The 16,784-nt window shown below is 72.4% G+C and carries 13 protein-coding genes; 4 read left to right on the top strand and 9 right to left on the bottom strand.

Features of this window, described 5'->3' with window-relative positions; all coding sequences use genetic code 11:
- Nucleotides 1-58 precede the first annotated feature (58 nt).
- Entirely contained in the window at nt 59-4,051 is a 3,993-nt protein-coding gene (hrpA, locus tag RI211_RS12150) for an ATP-dependent RNA helicase HrpA (protein WP_315637928.1), read from the top strand.
- 23 nt (nt 4,052-4,074) lie between these two features.
- Nucleotides 4,075-5,019 carry a quinone oxidoreductase family protein gene (locus RI211_RS12155; protein ID WP_315637927.1) on the top strand — a complete coding sequence of 315 codons (945 nt, stop codon included), beginning with the start codon at nt 4,075-4,077 and terminating at the stop codon, nt 5,017-5,019.
- A 57-nt stretch (nt 5,020-5,076) separates the two neighbouring features.
- On the opposite strand, the gene RI211_RS12160 is transcribed toward RI211_RS12155, so the two are convergent.
- The 9 genes from RI211_RS12160 to RI211_RS12200 form a co-directional block, all read right to left on the bottom strand.
- Complete coding sequence (locus tag RI211_RS12160) at nt 5,077-5,643, bottom strand: hypothetical protein (protein ID WP_315637926.1); 567 nt, start codon at nt 5,641-5,643, stop codon at nt 5,077-5,079.
- A 40-nt stretch (nt 5,644-5,683) separates the two neighbouring features.
- Nucleotides 5,684-6,292 carry an alkylhydroperoxidase domain protein gene (locus tag RI211_RS12165; protein WP_315637925.1) on the bottom strand — a complete coding sequence of 203 codons (609 nt, stop codon included), beginning with the start codon at nt 6,290-6,292 and terminating at the stop codon, nt 5,684-5,686.
- Nucleotides 6,289-6,948, bottom strand: a complete 660-nt coding sequence (locus tag RI211_RS12170) for a CMD domain protein (RefSeq protein ID WP_315637924.1) — start codon at nt 6,946-6,948, stop codon at nt 6,289-6,291. The genes RI211_RS12165 and RI211_RS12170 overlap by 4 nt, the downstream gene beginning before the upstream one ends.
- Nucleotides 6,945-8,015 carry a putative FMN-dependent luciferase-like monooxygenase gene (locus tag RI211_RS12175; protein ID WP_315637923.1) on the bottom strand — a complete coding sequence of 357 codons (1,071 nt, stop codon included), beginning with the start codon at nt 8,013-8,015 and terminating at the stop codon, nt 6,945-6,947. Before RI211_RS12175 ends, RI211_RS12170 begins: the two co-directional genes overlap by 4 nt.
- Nucleotides 8,012-9,652, bottom strand: a complete 1,641-nt coding sequence (locus RI211_RS12180) for a dipeptide ABC transporter ATP-binding protein (protein WP_315637922.1) — start codon at nt 9,650-9,652, stop codon at nt 8,012-8,014. The genes RI211_RS12175 and RI211_RS12180 overlap by 4 nt, the downstream gene beginning before the upstream one ends.
- On the bottom strand, nt 9,649-10,542 hold the full coding sequence (locus RI211_RS12185; protein ID WP_315637921.1) for an ABC transporter permease: 894 nt from the start codon (nt 10,540-10,542) through the stop codon (nt 9,649-9,651). The genes RI211_RS12180 and RI211_RS12185 overlap by 4 nt, the downstream gene beginning before the upstream one ends.
- Nucleotides 10,539-11,519, bottom strand: coding sequence for an ABC transporter permease (locus RI211_RS12190; RefSeq protein ID WP_315637920.1), 981 nt, complete (start codon nt 11,517-11,519; stop codon nt 10,539-10,541). The genes RI211_RS12185 and RI211_RS12190 overlap by 4 nt, the downstream gene beginning before the upstream one ends.
- 16 nt (nt 11,520-11,535) lie before the next feature.
- A complete protein-coding gene (locus tag RI211_RS12195) occupies nt 11,536-13,170 on the bottom strand; it encodes a TIGR04028 family ABC transporter substrate-binding protein (protein WP_315637919.1) in 1,635 nt (544 codons plus the stop codon).
- Between the two features lie 131 nt (nt 13,171-13,301).
- Nucleotides 13,302-14,696 (bottom strand): NtaA/DmoA family FMN-dependent monooxygenase, encoded by a 1,395-nt coding sequence (locus tag RI211_RS12200; RefSeq protein ID WP_315637918.1) that lies wholly within the window; start codon nt 14,694-14,696, stop codon nt 13,302-13,304.
- A 103-nt stretch (nt 14,697-14,799) separates the two neighbouring features.
- Here RI211_RS12200 and RI211_RS12205 point away from each other — a divergent pair, with 103 nt between their 5' ends.
- Complete coding sequence (locus tag RI211_RS12205) at nt 14,800-15,795, top strand: Gfo/Idh/MocA family protein (protein ID WP_315637917.1); 996 nt, start codon at nt 14,800-14,802, stop codon at nt 15,793-15,795.
- Nucleotides 15,788-16,768, top strand: coding sequence for an NYN domain-containing protein (locus RI211_RS12210; RefSeq protein WP_187662020.1), 981 nt, complete (start codon nt 15,788-15,790; stop codon nt 16,766-16,768). Before RI211_RS12205 ends, RI211_RS12210 begins: the two co-directional genes overlap by 8 nt.
- The last annotated feature ends 16 nt before the right edge of the window (nt 16,769-16,784 follow it).

Here is a 16,784-nt window from a genome sequence, read left to right on the forward strand (position 1 = left end):
GATCGTATGCGGCGATCGCGGCGGCTCCGGTGTGCATCCCGGCATACGATGGAGGGCTATGTCCTCCCCTGTGATCTCCTATCCCCCGGAGCTGCCCGTCAGCGCGGCCAGGGACGAGATCGCCGACGCCATCCGGGACCACCAGGTCGTCATCGTCGCCGGCGCGACCGGATCGGGGAAGACCACGCAGCTGCCGAAGATCGCGCTGGAACTGGGCCGCGAGCGCATCGCCCACACCCAGCCCCGGCGGCTGGCCGCCCGCACGATCGCGGAGCGCGTGGCCGAGGAGCTGCGGGTCGAGCTCGGCACGCTCGTCGGCTACAAGGTGCGCTTCACCGATAAGGTCTCCGACGAGACGCGCATCGCCCTGATGACCGACGGGATCCTCCTCAACGAGATCCACCGCGACCGCCTGCTGACGCGCTACGACACGATCATCATCGACGAGGCGCACGAACGGTCCCTCAACGTCGACTTCCTGCTGGGCTACCTCGCCCGCATCCTCCCGCAGCGCCCGGACCTGAAGGTGATCATCACCTCCGCCACGATCGATCCGGAGAGCTTCGCGCGGCACTTCGCCGCGGCCGACGGCACCCCCGCTCCGGTCATCGAGGTGTCGGGGCGCACCTATCCCGTCGAGATCCGCTATCGCCCGCTCGTCGACGAGGACGCGGAGCAGGACGCCGCCGGCGAGCCGGAGGACGAGGTGAGCGCGATCGTCACGGCGCTCCGCGAACTCGACCGGGAGGCGCCCGGCGACGTGCTCGTGTTCCTGCCCGGCGAGGCGGAGATCCGGGACGCGGCCGACGCCGTGCGCGCCGCCTACGCGAAGGACCGTTCGCCCACCGAGGTCCTCCCCCTGTTCGGCCGGCTCTCCGCCGCGGAGCAGCACCGGGTGTTCGAGCGCAGCACCGTGGCCGGCGTCCGTCGCCGCGTGGTGCTCGCGACGAACGTGGCCGAGACCAGCCTCACGGTGCCCGGCATCAAGTACGTCATCGACACCGGCACGGCCCGCGTCTCCCGGTACAGCAACCGCTCGAAGGTGCAGCGGCTCCCCATCGAGGCCATCTCGCAGGCCTCGGCGAACCAGCGCTCCGGTCGCGCCGGCCGCACGAGTGACGGCATCGCCATCCGCCTGTACTCCGAGGAGGACTACGCGCGGCGTCCCGAATTCACCGAACCCGAGATCCTGCGCACCTCGCTCGCCTCCGTCATCCTGCAGATGCTCGCGCTCGGCTTCGGCGACATCACCGCGTTCCCCTTCCTCACCCCGCCCGACTCCCGGGGCGTGAAGGCGGCGTTCGACCTGCTCACCGAGCTCGGCGCCCTTCGACCGGCTCAGGGACCGGACGACGGCCCCCGGCTCACCCGCATCGGGCGGGACATCGCCCGGATGCCGATGGACCCCCGGTTCGCGCGGATGCTCATCGAGGCGGGCCCTTCGACGGGCTCAGGCCCTTCGACAAGCTCAGGGACCCAGCGGGGTGCAGGCCCTTCGACAGGCTCAGGGACCCAGAGGGCGGTGCTGCGGGACGTGCTCGCGATCGTCGCGGGGCTGTCCATCCAGGACGTGCGGGAGCGACCGGAGGAGCGGCGCGAGGAGGCCGACCGGCTGCACGCGCGCTTCGTGGACCCGACGAGCGACTTCCTCACCCTCCTGAACCTCTGGAACCACCTGCGCGAACAGCAGCGGGAGCTCGGCTCCAGCGCGTTCCGGCGCCTGTGCCGCAGCGAGCACCTCAACTACGTGCGCGTCCGCGAGTGGTTCGACGTGCATCGGCAGCTCCGGACGCTCGTCAAGAGCCCCGATCGCGGGGCGGAGCCGGGCGGCGCGGCCGATCCGGATGCCATCCACCGCGCGCTGCTGTCCGGCCTGCTGTCGCAGATCGGCGTCCTCGACGAGCGCACCACCCCCGCGGGGAAGGCCCACTCTCCCGCGAAGGACGCCCGCCGCCGGATCACGGAGTACCGGGGCGCGCGGGGTATCCGGTTCTCGATCTTCCCGGGGTCGGGGCTGCGCAAGAAGAGCCCCCGGGCGGTCATGGCGGCCGAGATCGTGGAGACCTCCCGCACCTTCGCCCGCACCGTCGCCGCCATCGACCCCGCCTGGGCCGAGCCCCTCGCCGGCGACCTCGCGAAGCGTCAGGTCACCGAGCCGCACTGGTCCAAGGACGCCGGAGCCGCGGTGGCGTTCGAGAAGGTCACGCTGTTCGGGGTCGAGATCATCCCGCGCCGGCGCGTGCAGTTCGCCCGCGTCGACCGGGCCGCATCGCGCGAGCTCTTCGTCCGTCATGCGCTCGTCGAGGGCGAGTGGGACCCGTCCCGGATCGACAAACGGGTCAGCGCGTTCTGGCGCAGCAACGCCGAGCTCCGCCGCCGCCTGGAGAAGCTCGAGGAGCGTGAGCGGCGCCGCGACATCCTGGCCGGCGACGAGGCCGTCTTCCGGTTCTACGACGAGCGCATCCCCGCCGAGGTGTTCGACGTGCGGTCGTTCGAGAAGTGGTGGCGCGAGGCGCTGACGACGACGCCGAAGCTGCTCGTGATGCGCGAGAGCGACCTCATCGACGACGAGGACCGAGCCGACCAGCGCGAGTTCCCGACCCGGTGGACGCAAGGCGACCAGGTGCTCGGCCTCGCGTACCGGTTCGAGCCGGGTGCCCCCGATGACGGCGTGAGCGTCGTGCTGCCGCTGCCGCTGCTCGCCCAGATCGAGGATCGCGGCTTCGACTGGCAGGTTCCTGGGCTCCGCGCCGAGCTCGTCACCGGACTTTTGCGCGCGCTGCCCAAGGCCATCCGCCGCCACGTCGTCCCCGCCGCCGACTGGGCGGAGAAGTTCGGGGCGGCGCTGGCCGACGAGGGTCCGGAGGTGCACGGCGGCCTCCCTCCGCGCACCCTCAAGGAAGCGCTCGCGCGGCTCGTGCAGCCGCTCGCGAACCAGGTGGTGACGGCCGCGGACTTCGATGACGAGCGGGTGCCGGCGCACCTGCGCATGAACTTCCGCGCCGTGGACGAGCGGGGACGGGTGGTCGGGTCAGGGCGTGATCTCCGGGCGCTGCAGGCCGAGCTCTCCGACCGCGCGCGCAGCAGCGTCGCCCGCTCCATCGCCCGACCCGGGCGTGCGGAGGCACCGGGGCCGCGCGGGGCGGAGCGCGTGGCCGCCGCTCCCGTCGAGCAGACCGGGCTGACGGCGTGGACGTTCGGCGACCTCCCGGCGGTCATCGACACGAAGGTCGCGGGCGGCGTCGTCCGCGGGTATCCGGCGATCGTCGATGCCGGCAAGAGCGTGTCGGTGCGGGTCGAGGCGACCCCGGACGCCGCGGCCGCCGCCACGCGCGACGGCGTGCTCCGTCTCGTCCTGCTCGCGGTGCCCTCGCCGTCCTCGTACGTGCAGCAGCACCTCACCAGCCAGGAGAAGCTCGCCCTCGCCGCCTCGCCCTATCCGTCGGCGGCCGCGCTCATCGAGGACTGCCGAGCCGCCGTCGCCCGTCGCGTGATCGACGCGTCGACCGGCGCCGACGGCCGGGACCGCGGCGTCGTGCGCACCGAGGCCGAGTTCGCCCGCGTGCGCGACGCCGTGTCCGCCGTGCTCGTCGACGAGCTCTTCGCCTGCGTCTCCCTCGTCGCCCGCATCCTCACGAAGGCGCGGGAGGTGGAGCGCGGCATCAAGTCCCAGAACTCGCTGGCGCTGCTCGGCCCGCTGAACGACATCCGCACCCAGCTCTCCGGACTGCTGCACCCCGGCTTCGTCGCGGCGGCGGGTGTCGACCGGCTCGCCCACTTCCCCCGGTACCTCGACGGCATGATCGACCGGTTGAAGACCCTGGCGAACGAGCCGGGCAAGGACCGCGCACGGATGACGGAGTTCGAGCGGATGGCGGTGCTGTTCGCGGACGCCGGTGGCACGATCCCCCTCGCGCCCGACGCTCCCCCCGCGATCGTCGAGGTGCGCTGGCTGCTGGAGGAGTACCGGGTCAGCGTCTTCGCTCAGCGTCTCGGCACCGCGCAGCCGGTGTCGCCGCAGCGGATCACCAAGGCGCTCGCGGGGAAGTGACCCCCGCCGGGTAGCCTGAGGGCATGGCCCGCGCGATCGTCTACACCGAGTTCGGATCCCCCGCTGTCCTCCACCTGATGGAGGTGCCTGACCCCGTGCCCGTCCGCGGCGAGGCGCTGGTGCGCATCGAGGCGGCCGGTGCCAACCCCATCGACGCGAAGCTCCGTAGCGGCAAGCGCCCGTCTGCGCCGATCACCGAGCCGCGTCCGGTCGGGTTCGACGGCGCCGGGGTGATCGAGGTGCTGGGCGAGGGTGTCGACGACCTCGCGGTGGGCGACCGCGTGGCGATCCGCGACACGCTCGGCACATACGCCTCCGCCCTCGCGGTCGAGGCCGACAAGCTCGTGAAGCTCCCGGACGCCGTCACCGCGGCCGAGGGTGCGGCGATCGGCATCCCGGCCGGCACCGCCTACCAGTCCCTCCGCTCGCTCGCCGTGACGGCCGACGACGTGCTCCTCGTGCACGCAGGATCCGGCTCGGTCGGCCAGGCCGCCGTGCAGTTCGCGGTCGCCTGGGGTGCGACGGTGATCGCCACCGCGAGCCCCGCGCGGCACGACCAGCTCCGCGAGCTCGGCGCGATCCCCGTGGCCTACGGCGACGGCCTGCTCGACCGTGTCCGCGCGGCGGGCCCCTCCCCCGTGACCGTCGTCCTGGACTGTGCGGGCACCGATGAGGCCATCGAGACCTCCCTCGCCCTGGTCGCGGACCGCGACCGCATCGCGACCATCGTCCGCGGTCCCGACGCCGCCGACTTCGGCATCCGGGCGTTCTCCGGCGGGTCCCCCGAGCCGCTCACGCCGCAGGAGCTGGAGTGGCGCGCCGAGGCGCTGCAGAAGACCGTGGACCTCCTGGCCGCGGGCGACTTCACCATCGAGCTCGGGCCGGAGCTGCCCCTCGCCGAGGCGGCACGGGCCCATGAACTCATGGAGACCGGCGCCGCCTCGGGGAAGATCATCCTCGTCCCCTGAGAGATCAGGGTGGCACCGGAGCGGGGTTGCGGCTGCGACGGGCTCCGACCCGATCGCCTAGCCTCCGGGGCAGTCGCACTCACTGCCGCTGTAGCACTGGCACACCGAGTCGGGGTAGTCGGCCTTGGTGGCGGTGATTCTGACATCGAGTTCTTCGAGCGGGACGACGTCCTCGATGCCGTCCAGTTCCGGGATGTCCGGGCAGTCCGCGGGGCCGGTCTCCACGATCTCTTCGCCTCGCGGAAAGGTCAGAGTGAAGCACACCGCCCCCTGACGCTGCTCGTACCACCAGCCACCGCCCGTCTGCGCGCCACCGAGTGCGAGGAGTGTCAGGGTGGTGCCGTCGCCCCTCTTGTCGAGGTCGAGGAGCTTGAGGGGGTTGCCGTCGAGCTCGTCGGTTCCGTCCCGGAGGTCGGAGGCGAGGGAGAGTTCGGCGATGGTCGCTTCCGAGTCCGTGACGATCTTGCCGCGGTGCTCCCACATACTGTCCTGCGCGTCTTCGATGGAATCCGCGAGGCTCACCCGCACGAGGTTCTCGATGCTCGGCGCGCACCCGACGAGCATGGCGGCCGCAGCGACGAAGCCAACGACAGGGAGGCTTCGGCGGCGCAGACTGCTTGTCATGATGCGACGGTAGCGCATCGGGTGAGGACCTCCCGCAAGGTCAGGCGGGCGCGAGGGGGCGGCCGAGCGAGAGCATCAGCCGGTTCGCCCAGTTGAAGAAGGCTGCGCCGTGCACGACGTCCGCGATCTCGAGGTCTTCCAGTCCGGCCGCACGGAGGCGCGCGATGTGCGCGGGACCGAACTGGCGTGGCGTGTCGGTCAGCGCGACCGCGGCGGCGATGATCGCGTTCCAGCGCTCCCCCAGATCTGCGTCCACGCCCTCGGCGAGCAGCGCATCGACGTCCTCCGGCCGCTTGCTGTGGTGCGCCGCGAACCGGGAGTGCACGGAGGCGCAGAACACGCAGCCGTTGCGACGCGAGGCGGCGGTGGCCGCCAGTTCCCGCTCCGCCCGTGGGAGGCCCTCTGCGGCGTTGTAGAAGATGTCCTTGTCGACGAGGGTGCGCGCGCGGAGCACCTCGGGGTCGCGGGCGAGCAGCCGGAAGTACTCGTTCTTCGCCCGGGCGGCGTCGACGAGGCCGTCGAGGTGCCGCGGGGTCAGATCCTCCTCCGCCAGGGGCGCGAGGTGCGGCGTCCAGCCGACCTCGGCGCGGGTGAAGGCGTGCGGATAGGGGGCGTCGTCGTGGCGGAGCACGGTGTCGGCGGCGGTCATGCGGCCTCCTCGTCGGTGGCGGTTTCGGTGTCGGTGGCGGTGTCGGTCGTGGTCGCTGTGTCGGCGGCGGTGAGTCCGGCCTCCGGAAGCACGCGGAGGCCGGTGACGACCCGCTGCTGGAAGGCGAGGAAGGACACGAGCTGCGACAGCGTCACGATGCCGTCCGTCGACCAGCCGGCGTCGTGCAGGCGGCCGAGGTCGGCGCCGGATGCCTCGCGGGGACGGAACACCAGCAGGTGCGTGTGCGCGAGAGCGGTCGCGAGACGCTCCCCCAAGGCCGCCGATGCCGCTTCGTCCGGGAGGTAGCGCGTGCCGTCGGTGCTCTCCGCCTCCAGCCCGCGTTCGGTGTAGGCGCCGAACGGTCCCGTGGTCGCGGCGGCCTCAGCCTCTCGGGCGACGATCGCGGCGCGCTCCGGGTCGATCTCGCGGGCCCGCCCGGCGTAGAACACCGCCGTGGGATCGTCGGCACCAGCGAGCGCGGTCGCGAACGCCGCGATGAGCGCGCGCTCTGCGAGAGACACATGCTCCGCGGATACCGGGTGGAAGAGCGCGTCGAAGCTCGCCTGGAGCTGCTCCCTGGTCACGGGACGGCGACGACGCAGCGCATCCAGCTCCGGCGTCACCCCCGTCAGCTGGTCGACGATGTCAGCGGTCATGCGTTCTCCTTCACGGTGGGGGTGTTCTCGGGCGTGTGGGTGGTCTCGGGATCCGGCGGCGTGAGCGCGTAGCCGAGGGCCGGGGCGACCTCCGTCGCGAACAGCTCGATCGAGCGCAGGACGTGGGCGTGCGGCGCGTCGACCGAGTGCACCTGGAACGCCACCTCGGTCGCGCGGCGCAGCGTGGTGTCGGCGGCGAGCGAGGCGGCGACCTCCTCGGGGGTGCCGAGGTGCGTGTCGAGAGCGGCGATGAGGTCGTCGATGCCGTCGCCGGGGATCGTCTGGCCCTGCCGCCGGAAGCCCTCGGCCGCCCGCCGTAGACCGACCTCGGCGAACCGGAGCGCCTCGGCGCGGTCGTCCGCCACGAACACGGTGCGGGAGGCGGTGATGCGCGGCGTCGCGGCGGCGGGGAGCGCGTCGAGGTACGCGTCGATGATCGGGTCCTGCAGGGCGGACAGCGGTGCGTGCAGACGGTCGCCGGGGCGGGGCTGCGTGCGGGACAGCAGCAGTCCATGACCGTGGACGCCTGCTCGATGACCGCCGGGTGCCGAGAACGTCGCCTGCCAGATCCGCGAGGCCAGCGACCCCGCGTCCGGATACAGCGTGTTCCCCGCACCGACGTCGCGGCCCTGGAGAGCGTCGAGAAGCACGCCCAGCTTGCGGTCGTAGGTGGGCCCCTTGTCGCGCACGTCCTCCCCGAAGGGCGTGAAGGACGACGGGGTGCCGCCGCTGCCGAGCCCGAGGTCGATCCGTCCGTCCGCGAGCAGGTCGGCCACCACGGCGTCCTCGGCCACCCGTACCGGGTCTTCGAGGGGCAGCGTGATGATCCCGGTGCCGAGCCGGATCCCCGAGGTGCGTGCCGCGGCATGGGCGAGGAAGACGAGCGGCGAGGGCAGCCCGCCTTCCGCCGCCCGGAAATGATGCTGTGCCACCCAGGCCCTCCCCACGCCGTGCCGTTCGGCGTGCTGGATCTGCGCCAGGGCGAGGCGGTAGCGGTCGTCCGGAGACGCATCGTCCAGGAGCCGGGTGAAGAATGCGACGGTGGGGCGAGGGGTGGGGGCGCTCATGCGAGGATCTCCGTTCGGCCGGGGACCGCGGCCAGCAGCTCCCGGGTGTTCTGGTGCTGCGGGTCGTGGAACAGCTCTTCGGTCGGTCCGTCCTCCACCACGCGCCCGCGGTGCATGACGGAGACGGTGTGGCTGATGCGACGCACCACCGCGAGGTCGTGCGAGATGAAGAGGTAGGTGAGTCCGAGCTCGGCCTGGAGCGCGGAGAGCAGTTCGAGGATGCGCGCCTGCACCGTCACGTCGAGCGCCGACACCGCCTCGTCAAGCACGAGGATCTCCGGGTCGACGGCGAGCGCCCGCGCGATCGCGACCCGCTGCCGCTGCCCGCCGGACAGCTCGCTCGGGGTGCGGCGTGCCGCATCCGCCGGCAGCGCCACGCGTTCGAGCAGCGCGACCGCGCGATCCCGACGCTCGGACCGGTCGCCGATGCGGAAGTTGTGCAGCGGCTCGGCCACGATGTCGGCGATCTGCTGCCGCGGATCCAGGGAGGCGAACGGGTTCTGGTACACGAGCTGGATCCGTCGACGCAGGGCGCGCAGCCGGGACCCCTCCACCGCCGTCGCGTCCTCCCCCGCGAGCTCCACGGTCCCGGCGTCCGGACGGAGGAAGCGCGTGACCAGGCGCGCTGTCGTGGACTTGCCCGATCCGGACTCGCCGACCAGCGCATGGGTCGTGCCGCGGCGCACCCGGAAGGAGACGTCGTCGACCGCCCGGAAGCGCTCACGACCCGCGACCCGGAACTCCTTCACGAGGCCGGCGGCCACGATCTCCCACGGCTTCTCGGCGGCCACCGCCGCGGCGTCCCGGAGGAACGGCGGCGCGTCCGGACGCCGGAAGCCGGTCGTGAAGGCGGGCGCGTCCGCGAGCAGCTGCCTCGTGTACGGGTCTTCCGGCTCCGCGAGCACCTGCGCACTCGGCCCCTGCTCCACGATCCGGCCGTCCTTCAGCACCGCGATCCGCGCCGCCCGGTCCGCGGCGACGCCGAGGTCGTGCGTCACGAGCAGGATGCTCGTGCCGTCCTCGCGCTGCAGCTCGTCCAGCAGATCCAGCACCCGGCGCTGCACCGTGGCGTCGAGGGCGCTGGTGGGCTCGTCCGCGATGAGCAGCCGAGGGCGGAGGGCGATCGCGGCCGCGATGAGCACCCGCTGCCGCATCCCGCCGGAGAGCTCGTGCGGATACTGTCGAGCACGCAGATCAGGGTCGTCCAGCCCGACGCGGTCGAGCAGCTCGAGCACGCGGGCGTTCCGGGAACGACGGTCGCGATGCCCGTGCAGACGCAGCACCTCGGCGACCTGCACGCCGACGGGGCGCACCGGGTCGAGCGAGGTCGTCGGATCCTGCGGGACCAGCCCGATCTCCGAGCCGCGGATGCCGCGGAACGCCCGATCCGACCATCCGGAGATGTCGAGGTCCCCGAGCCGGACGCGCCCGCCCTCGACCCGTCCGCCCTCCGGCAGCAGGCCGAGGAGGGCGTGCGCCGTGGTGGACTTGCCGGAGCCCGACTCGCCGACGAGGGCGAGGGTCTCCCCCTCCGCGATGGCGAAGGAGAGGCCGTGCACGACCTCGCGGCCGGCGTACGAGACCCGCAGGTCCGTCGCGGCGAGGACGGGGGTTGCTGAGGACGGGGGCGCGGTCATCGCGAGCTCCTTCCGAGCCGATGGCTGATGCGGTTGGCGCTGAGCACGACGGCGACCACCACGAGGCCGGGGAGCGCCGTGAGCCACCAGGCGGTCGCGATGTAGTTGCGCCCCTCGGCGATCAGCAGGCCCCACTCGGGGGTGGGCGGCGGGGCGCCGTAGCCGAGGAAGCCGAGGGTGGAGATGGCGAGGATGGCCGTGCCGAACTGCAGCGCGGCGAGCGCGATGATCGGGGTGAGGGCGTTCGGGAGCACATGCCGGTGCAGCACGGCGACGAAGGTGCCGCCGCTGCCGTACGCCGCCTCGACGTACTCGGTGCGGCGCACCCGCGCCACCTCGGCGCGCATGAGCCGGGCGAAGGCGGCGACGCTGCCGAGTCCCACGGCGATCGCCGCGTTCACCGTTCCGAAGCCGAGCAGGATGATGACGGAGAGCGACAGCAGCAGCCCGGGGATGGCCAGCAGCACGTCGACGATCCGCATCAGCACGTCGTCCACGACACCGCCGGTCGCGCCGGCGACGGCTCCGAGGAGCGTGCCGAGCGCGAGGCCGACCGTCACGGCGATGAGCGCGCCCGACAGGGAGTGCACCGCGCCGTGCACGACCCGGCCGAAGAGGTCGCGGCCGAGGGCGTCGGTCCCGAACCAGTGCGCGGCGCTCGGCGGCAGGAGCTTGTCGGCGGGCACGCCGGTCAGCGGATCGCCCGGCGCGAAGACCCCCGGGATCACCGCCCACAGCACCGCCACGGCGACGACAGCGAACGCGAGGTACAGCCCCCAGGCGCGCGACCGCCGTCGCGGAAGGGATGCGGAGACGGGCGCCGGGGCGGACGGCGCGGGCGGGGCACCCGACGTCTCGACCGACGTCTCGACGATGACGGGAGCGGTCATGCGGGCACCTCCTGGGCGGCGGGACGGACGGGGCGCGACCGGGCGGCGCGGGCCGCCCGCCGCTGCCGCGGGTCGATCAGGGGCGTGGCGAGGTCGACGGCGAAGCTGATCACCACGAACCCCAGGGCAGACAGCAGCACCACTCCCTGCAGCACCGGGATGTCCTGGTTCGCGACGGCCTGCTCCGTGAGGCGTCCGATGCCGGTGCGGCCGAAGACGGTCTCGGTGACCACCGCTCCTCCGACGAGCTCTCCGAACAGCACCCCCGCGATGGTGAGCGTCGGGACGGCGGCGTTGCGCGCGACCGACCGCGTGAGCACCCATGCCGGCGGCGCGCCCTTCGCCCGCACCACGGTCACGAACGGCTGCGCCTGCACGCGGTCGATGGACCGGACCAGGACCTGGGCGAGCGGCGCCGAGATCGGCACGGCGAGCGTGAGGACGGGAAGGATCAGGCCGCTGATCGGATCGGCCCCCACGATCGGCACCCATCCGAGCCCGAACGAGAACACCTGGATGAGCAGGATCCCGAGCCAGAACACAGGGACCGCCACGAACAGTCCCGGCACCTGCCGCAGACCGTCCCGCAGCCAGGCGAAGGGCGCGAGCGAGGAGAGCACCGCGATCAGCACCGCGAGCAGGACGGCGACCAGGAGCCCGAGCGCCGCGAGCAGCAGCGTGGCGGGCAGTGCTTCAGCGAGCATCGTCCGGACCGGGGTGCCGTACTGGGTCGAGTAGCCGAAGTCGCCGGCGAGGAAGCCGAGCCCCGCGTGCAGGTACTGCTCCCCCCACGGGACGTCGGCGCCGTAGGTCGCGCGGATGTCGTCGAGCTGCTCCGGCGAGAGCCCCAGGCTCGGGTCGGAGAACTTGATGAGGATGGCGTCTCCCGGCAGCAGCTGCAGCAGGAAGAACGTGGCCGTGAAGGCCGCGATCAGCACGATCGCGGCCTGCCCGGCCCGTCGGAGGACGAAAGTCATGGGGTCACCGTGATCCTCAGTGCTCCGCGAGCCACACGCCGGAGAACGTGGGCCGGCCGACCGACTCGAAGGCGACTCCGTGCACATACGTGGCCGCACCGTAGACCTGCGGCTCCTCGAAGAGCGGGATCACGTACGCCTGCTCCGCGATGTAGTCCTGCACGGCCTGCGAGGCGGCCACCCGCTTCTCGGCGTCCGGCTCGGAGGCGACGGCCAGCAGCAGTTCGTCGAGCGTCGCGTCCTGAGAGATGAGCACGTCGCGGTTCTTCGTGAAGTACTGGCTCTTGATCACGTCGAGGTCGGCACGCCCGACCATCGAGTGGTAGAACCCCGTCTTCAGCGGATCACGCGTGTCCTCCGCGTAGCTGCCCGCATCGCCGGGCTTGACGGTGAGCTCCACGCCGACCGCCGCGAGCTGCTGCGCCACGAGCTCCAGGGTCTGCTTCGACAGGGGCTGCGGCTTGGCCTCGTAGACCGTGATCGACAGCCGCTCGCCGTCCTTCTCCCTGATGCCGTCGGCGCCGGGCTCCCAGCCGGCCTCGTCGAGCAGCGCCTCCGCCTTCTCCGGATCGTGGGCGTAGTGCGCGGACTCGTCCTTGTAGCCCGCGGCCTGGGAGGACAGCACCGACGTGGCCACCGGGTAGTTCTCGGTGAACAGGGTGTCGACGACCTCCTGCGCGTCGACCGCGGCGATGATCGCCTGGCGCACGCGGATGTCGGACAGCAGCGGGTTCTCCGGGCGGAGGGCGATCGAGTTGTTCACGCCGCGGGTCTGCGGCGCGTACAGCGTGAAGCCGGCCCCCTCCACGCGGTCCTCGTCGAACGCCTGGACGTAGCGGACGTAGTCGGCTTGGCCCGCGAGCAGGGACCCGATGCGGACGGAGTCCTCGGGGGTCACCAGCACGTGCACGGCGTCGAGGTAGGGACGACCGTCGTTCTCGGCGCTGTCCGGGCCCCAGTCGTAGTCGTCGCGGGCGGTGAGGGTGTACTCGGTGCCGAGCTTCTCGTCGGTGACGGTGAAGGGACCGGAGCCGATGATCTCCTCCGCGTTGCCGGCGCCGAAATCCTCGATCGTGCCGTCCAGCGTCTCCGGGGACAGCAGCCCCGAGTTGATGGTCGACGTCGCCTGCAGGAAGCCGGGCGACGGAGCGCTGAAGCGGAACGTCACGGTGTCCTCGTCCACCACCTCGCTGCCGGCGTAGTTGTTGATGGCCTCGGAGACGGTGAGACCGCGTTCGGCGTCCCCCAGCCCGTAGGTGTCGAAGTTCTTCGCGACGGCGGCGGCGTCCACGGGCGTGCCGTCCGAGAACGTCACGTCCGGGTTGAGGTCGAAGGTGTACTCCGTGGCGTCGTCGTTCACGGTCCACTCCGCGGCGATCCACGGCTCGATCTCGAGCGTCTCCGGATTCTGCCAGGTGAGCCGGGCGGCGATGTTGTTGACGATGCCGCCGTTCGGGTAGAAGCCGGCCTGCGGCGGGTACAGGTTCGTGTAGGCCTGGTGCTCGAGGTAGGTCATGGTGCCGCCGGAGACCGGGTCCCCCGCGTCGGCCGGAGTGTTCCCCGGGGCGGGCGAGGTGGCGCAGGCGGCGAGGCTGCCGGCCAGGACGAGCGGGACCGCGACGGCGGCGGTGCGGATGAGGCGGCGGTTCATGCGGGGGACTCCTCGGATTCGGAAGACGGGGTCTCGGGTGCGGAGGGGGTGCAGGTGGTGTTCACGGTAGGAAGCGGCAGGGCACGGGGGCGAGGCGGCGGACTCCGGGTGTCGCGAGACGACACCCGTGGTCACGCGCCGACACGCGACGTCACACGGAGGCGGTCGCGCAGCGTCTCACGCCGGCCGTCCTGGCCGGCCTCCTCCGCCGCGCGGAGCAGGCCACGGCGGCGGAGCTCGGGGGCCGCGAGGCGGGTGAAGGCCTCGAACTGCGCGGGTTGGAATGCCGAGAGGACGTTGAAGCCGTCGGCGGCGCCCACGTCGCGCCAGCTCTCGAAGTGGTCGGCGATCGTGCCGGCATCGCCGACCACGAAGGCCGCGGGGACGGCGTGCGCGGCGACGAGATGCCGCCAGGTCACTGCCGCCTCCGCCCCGACCGCGAGCCCGGCGATCCGCGCGAGTCGCTCGACGAGCGCGGCACCCCGCTCCCCCAGCCGGAGCACCTCGGCGGCCGTCACCGGGGCGTCGAAGGCGGCGGCGCGCAGCGGGTCGTCGGCGGCCACGTCCAATGCGTCGGCGAGGGAATCCACCGTGCGGTTCGGCGGGAACGCGACGCGATCGGGCTGCACCCCCTCCGCGAGCGGCACGAGCTCCAGCAGCCGCCGGACGATCCGGTGCGCCCCGGCGTCCGACTCTGCGACGACGGGCAGCACCGGGGCGATGACCTTCAGCTCCTCCGCCGGGCGCCCCGCGTCCGCGGCGATGTCCTTCAGCAGCCGCCGCGTGGTCACGGCATCGGCGAGGGTGGGCGCGGCGATGAGCGCGAGATCGGCGGCGGTCGCGGCGAGCGCCCGCGACCGCGGCGAGGTCCCCGCGTGCACGATCGGGATGCGCCCCTGCGGCGGACGCGCGACATTGAGCGGACCGGCGACCCGCACATGTGCGCCCGTGACCTCGGCCGCGCGCAGCCCCTCGGGGTCGATGAGCACGCCGCGCTCGGCGTCCGCGATCCAGGCGTCCTCGTCCCACGAGTCCCAGAGCCGGCGCAGAGCGACGACGAACTCCTCGGCCCGGTCGTAGCGGGTCTCGGTGTCGGCGTGGGCGTCACGGCCGTGGTTGCCCGCGGCACGCGGCTCGGCGCCGGTGACGAGGTTGATCCCCGCCCGGCCGTGGGTGAGGACGTCGAGGGAGGCCAGCGCCCGCGCCGTGGCGTACGGATCGGCATAGGTGGTGTTGACCGTCGCGATGAGACCGATCCGCGAGGTCACCCCGGCGAGGAACAGCACCGCGCTCAGCGGGTCGATGCGGGCGAGCAGGTAGGGGTCGCGGAACTCCAGGTCGGGTCCGGTCGCCAGCCAGTCGCCGAAGAAGAGGTAGTCCAGGCCCGCGTCCTCCCCCTCCCGCGCGATGCGGCGCAGGATGTCCGCGTCCTCCGCGGGGTCGCGGTGGGCTCCGGGATACCGCCAGCCGGAGGGGTAGGCGCCGAGGGTGCGCACCATGGCGCCGATCACGAGGGGTTCCGTCATGACGACACGGTAGGAGCGCCGCCTCCATCCCGGCTACGGGGAGGAAGCCGGAGGTCACCGGATGTCACAGACGGTCACACGCGCCACCCTCTACGCTGAGAGGATGACTGGACTTCGTTGGGGAATCCTCGCGACCGGCGGCATCGCCGGCGCCTTCGCATCCGATCTGCGCACGGCCGGCCTCGACCTCGTCGCCGTGGGCTCACGCTCGCAGGAGTCGGCCGATGCCTTCGCCGCGCGCTTCGACATCGCGCACGCGCATCCGTCATACGAGGCGCTGGTCTCCGATCCCGACGTCGACATCATCTACGTCTCCACCCCGCACCCGATGCACCACGAGAACGCCCGGCTCGCCCTGGAGCACGGGAAGCACGTCCTCGTCGAGAAGGCGTTCACGCTCGACCACGCCCAGGCCGCGGACCTCCAGCGGCTCGCCGCCGAGCGCGGGCTGCTCGTCATGGAGGCGATGTGGACCCGGTACCTGCCGCACATGGTCCGCATCCGCGAGCTCCTCGCCGACGGCGCCCTGGGTGAGATCCGCACCGTGAGCGCCGACCACACGCAACAGCTGCCCACCGACCCCGCCCACCGTCTCAACGCCCTCGAACTGGGCGGCGGGGCGCTGCTCGACCTGGGGATCTACCCGATCTCCTTCGTCTGGGATGTCCTCGGCGCACCGACCACCATCCGCGCGGTGGGGCGTCTGGTCGAGACCGGAGCCGATTCCGAGGTCGCCACCGTCATGATCCACGAGAGCGGGGCGATCTCCACGACGCTCTCCTCCTCGCGCGGCGCCGGCCCCAACGCCGCGAGCATCGTCGGCACCGAGGCCCGCATCGACATCGACCGGGTCTGGTACGCCCCCACCTCGTTCCGTCTCGTGCGGCCGGACGGCACGGTGCAGGAGGAGTACGTCTCGTCCGTCGAGGGTCGCGGCATGCAGTACCAGGCGTTCGCGGCCGAGCGCCTCGTCCGCGACGGTCTCCTCGAGGGCGACGTCCTCCCCATCGCGGAGAGCGTCGCCATCATGGGCGCACTGGACGAGATCCGCGCGCAGATCGGCGTGCGCTACCCCGGCGAGGAGGACGACCGTGGCTGAGACGACCGACGCCCGCGTGGCGGTGTACCTGGACTTCGACAACATCGTCATCTCCTGGTATGACCGGGTCCACGGCCGAAACTCCTACGGCAAGGACCGCCAGCGCATCACGGAGCACCCGAACGACCCCGAGGTCGCCGAGCGGCTGAGCCGGGCGATGATCGAGGTCGGCGCCATCATCGACTACGCGGCGTCCTTCGGCACCCTCGTGCTGACCAGGGCGTACGCGGACTGGTCGTCGCCGGTCAACGCCGAGTACCGGTCGCAGCTCGTGGCGCGCGCGGTGGACCTCGTCCAGCTCTTCCCCGCCGCGGCGTACGCGAAGAACGGCGCGGACATCCGGTTGGCGGTCGATGCGGTCGAGGACATGTTCCGTCTTCCGGACCTGACCCATGTGGTCATCGTGGCCGGCGACAGCGACTACGTGCCGCTCGCCCAGCGCTGCAAGCGCCTCGGCCGGTACGTGATCGGGGTGGGCGTGGCCGGGTCGACGGCGAAGTCGCTCGCCGCGGCCTGCGACGAGTTCGAGTCGTACGACTCGCTTCCGGGCGTGGCGCGTCCGGCGAAGGCGGCACAGCCCGCCGTCGCTCCGGTGGTCGAGGCCCCGGCGGAGCCGTCCGCCCCGGCCGCCGCGGACGCGGGTACCCCGAAGCCCAAGACCGCGTCGAAGTCCCGGGCGAAGGCCAAGGCCAAGGCCACTGCCGAGGAGCCCAAAGTCGAGGAGAAGATCGACGACCAGGGCGAGGCCACGCGGCTCCTGGAGCGCGCCCTGCGCCTCGGCCACGACAAGGCGGATGCCGACGAGTGGCTGCACAGCTCCGCGGTCAAGACGCACATGCGCCGCATGGACCCGTCGTTCAGCGAGAAGGCCCTCGGCTACCGGTCCTTCTCCGACTTCCTCAAGTCGCGCGACGACATCGCCGAGCTCGAGGAGACCGGGCACGAGCGCCTGGTCCGCCTGCGGGAGCCCTAAGCACGGGCCGTCGCCT

Source organism: Microbacterium meiriae, assembly GCF_032364335.1.
GTDB lineage: Bacteria > Actinomycetota > Actinomycetes > Actinomycetales > Microbacteriaceae > Microbacterium > Microbacterium meiriae.

Coding starts and splice junctions, on each gene's coding strand:
- RI211_RS12155 (WP_315637927.1), top strand. CDS start 4,075: ATGGCCCGCGCGATCGTCTACACCGAGTTCGGATCCCCCGCTGTCCTC.
- RI211_RS12170 (WP_315637924.1), bottom strand. CDS start 6,948: ATGACCGCTGACATCGTCGACCAGCTGACGGGGGTGACGCCGGAGCTG.
- hrpA (WP_315637928.1), top strand. CDS start 59: ATGTCCTCCCCTGTGATCTCCTATCCCCCGGAGCTGCCCGTCAGCGCG.
- RI211_RS12190 (WP_315637920.1), bottom strand. CDS start 11,519: ATGACTTTCGTCCTCCGACGGGCCGGGCAGGCCGCGATCGTGCTGATC.
- RI211_RS12165 (WP_315637925.1), bottom strand. CDS start 6,292: ATGACCGCCGCCGACACCGTGCTCCGCCACGACGACGCCCCCTATCCG.
- RI211_RS12200 (WP_315637918.1), bottom strand. CDS start 14,696: ATGACGGAACCCCTCGTGATCGGCGCCATGGTGCGCACCCTCGGCGCC.
- RI211_RS12180 (WP_315637922.1), bottom strand. CDS start 9,652: ATGACCGCGCCCCCGTCCTCAGCAACCCCCGTCCTCGCCGCGACGGAC.
- RI211_RS12205 (WP_315637917.1), top strand. CDS start 14,800: ATGACTGGACTTCGTTGGGGAATCCTCGCGACCGGCGGCATCGCCGGC.
- RI211_RS12185 (WP_315637921.1), bottom strand. CDS start 10,542: ATGACCGCTCCCGTCATCGTCGAGACGTCGGTCGAGACGTCGGGTGCC.
- RI211_RS12175 (WP_315637923.1), bottom strand. CDS start 8,015: ATGAGCGCCCCCACCCCTCGCCCCACCGTCGCATTCTTCACCCGGCTC.
- RI211_RS12195 (WP_315637919.1), bottom strand. CDS start 13,170: ATGAACCGCCGCCTCATCCGCACCGCCGCCGTCGCGGTCCCGCTCGTC.
- RI211_RS12160 (WP_315637926.1), bottom strand. CDS start 5,643: ATGACAAGCAGTCTGCGCCGCCGAAGCCTCCCTGTCGTTGGCTTCGTC.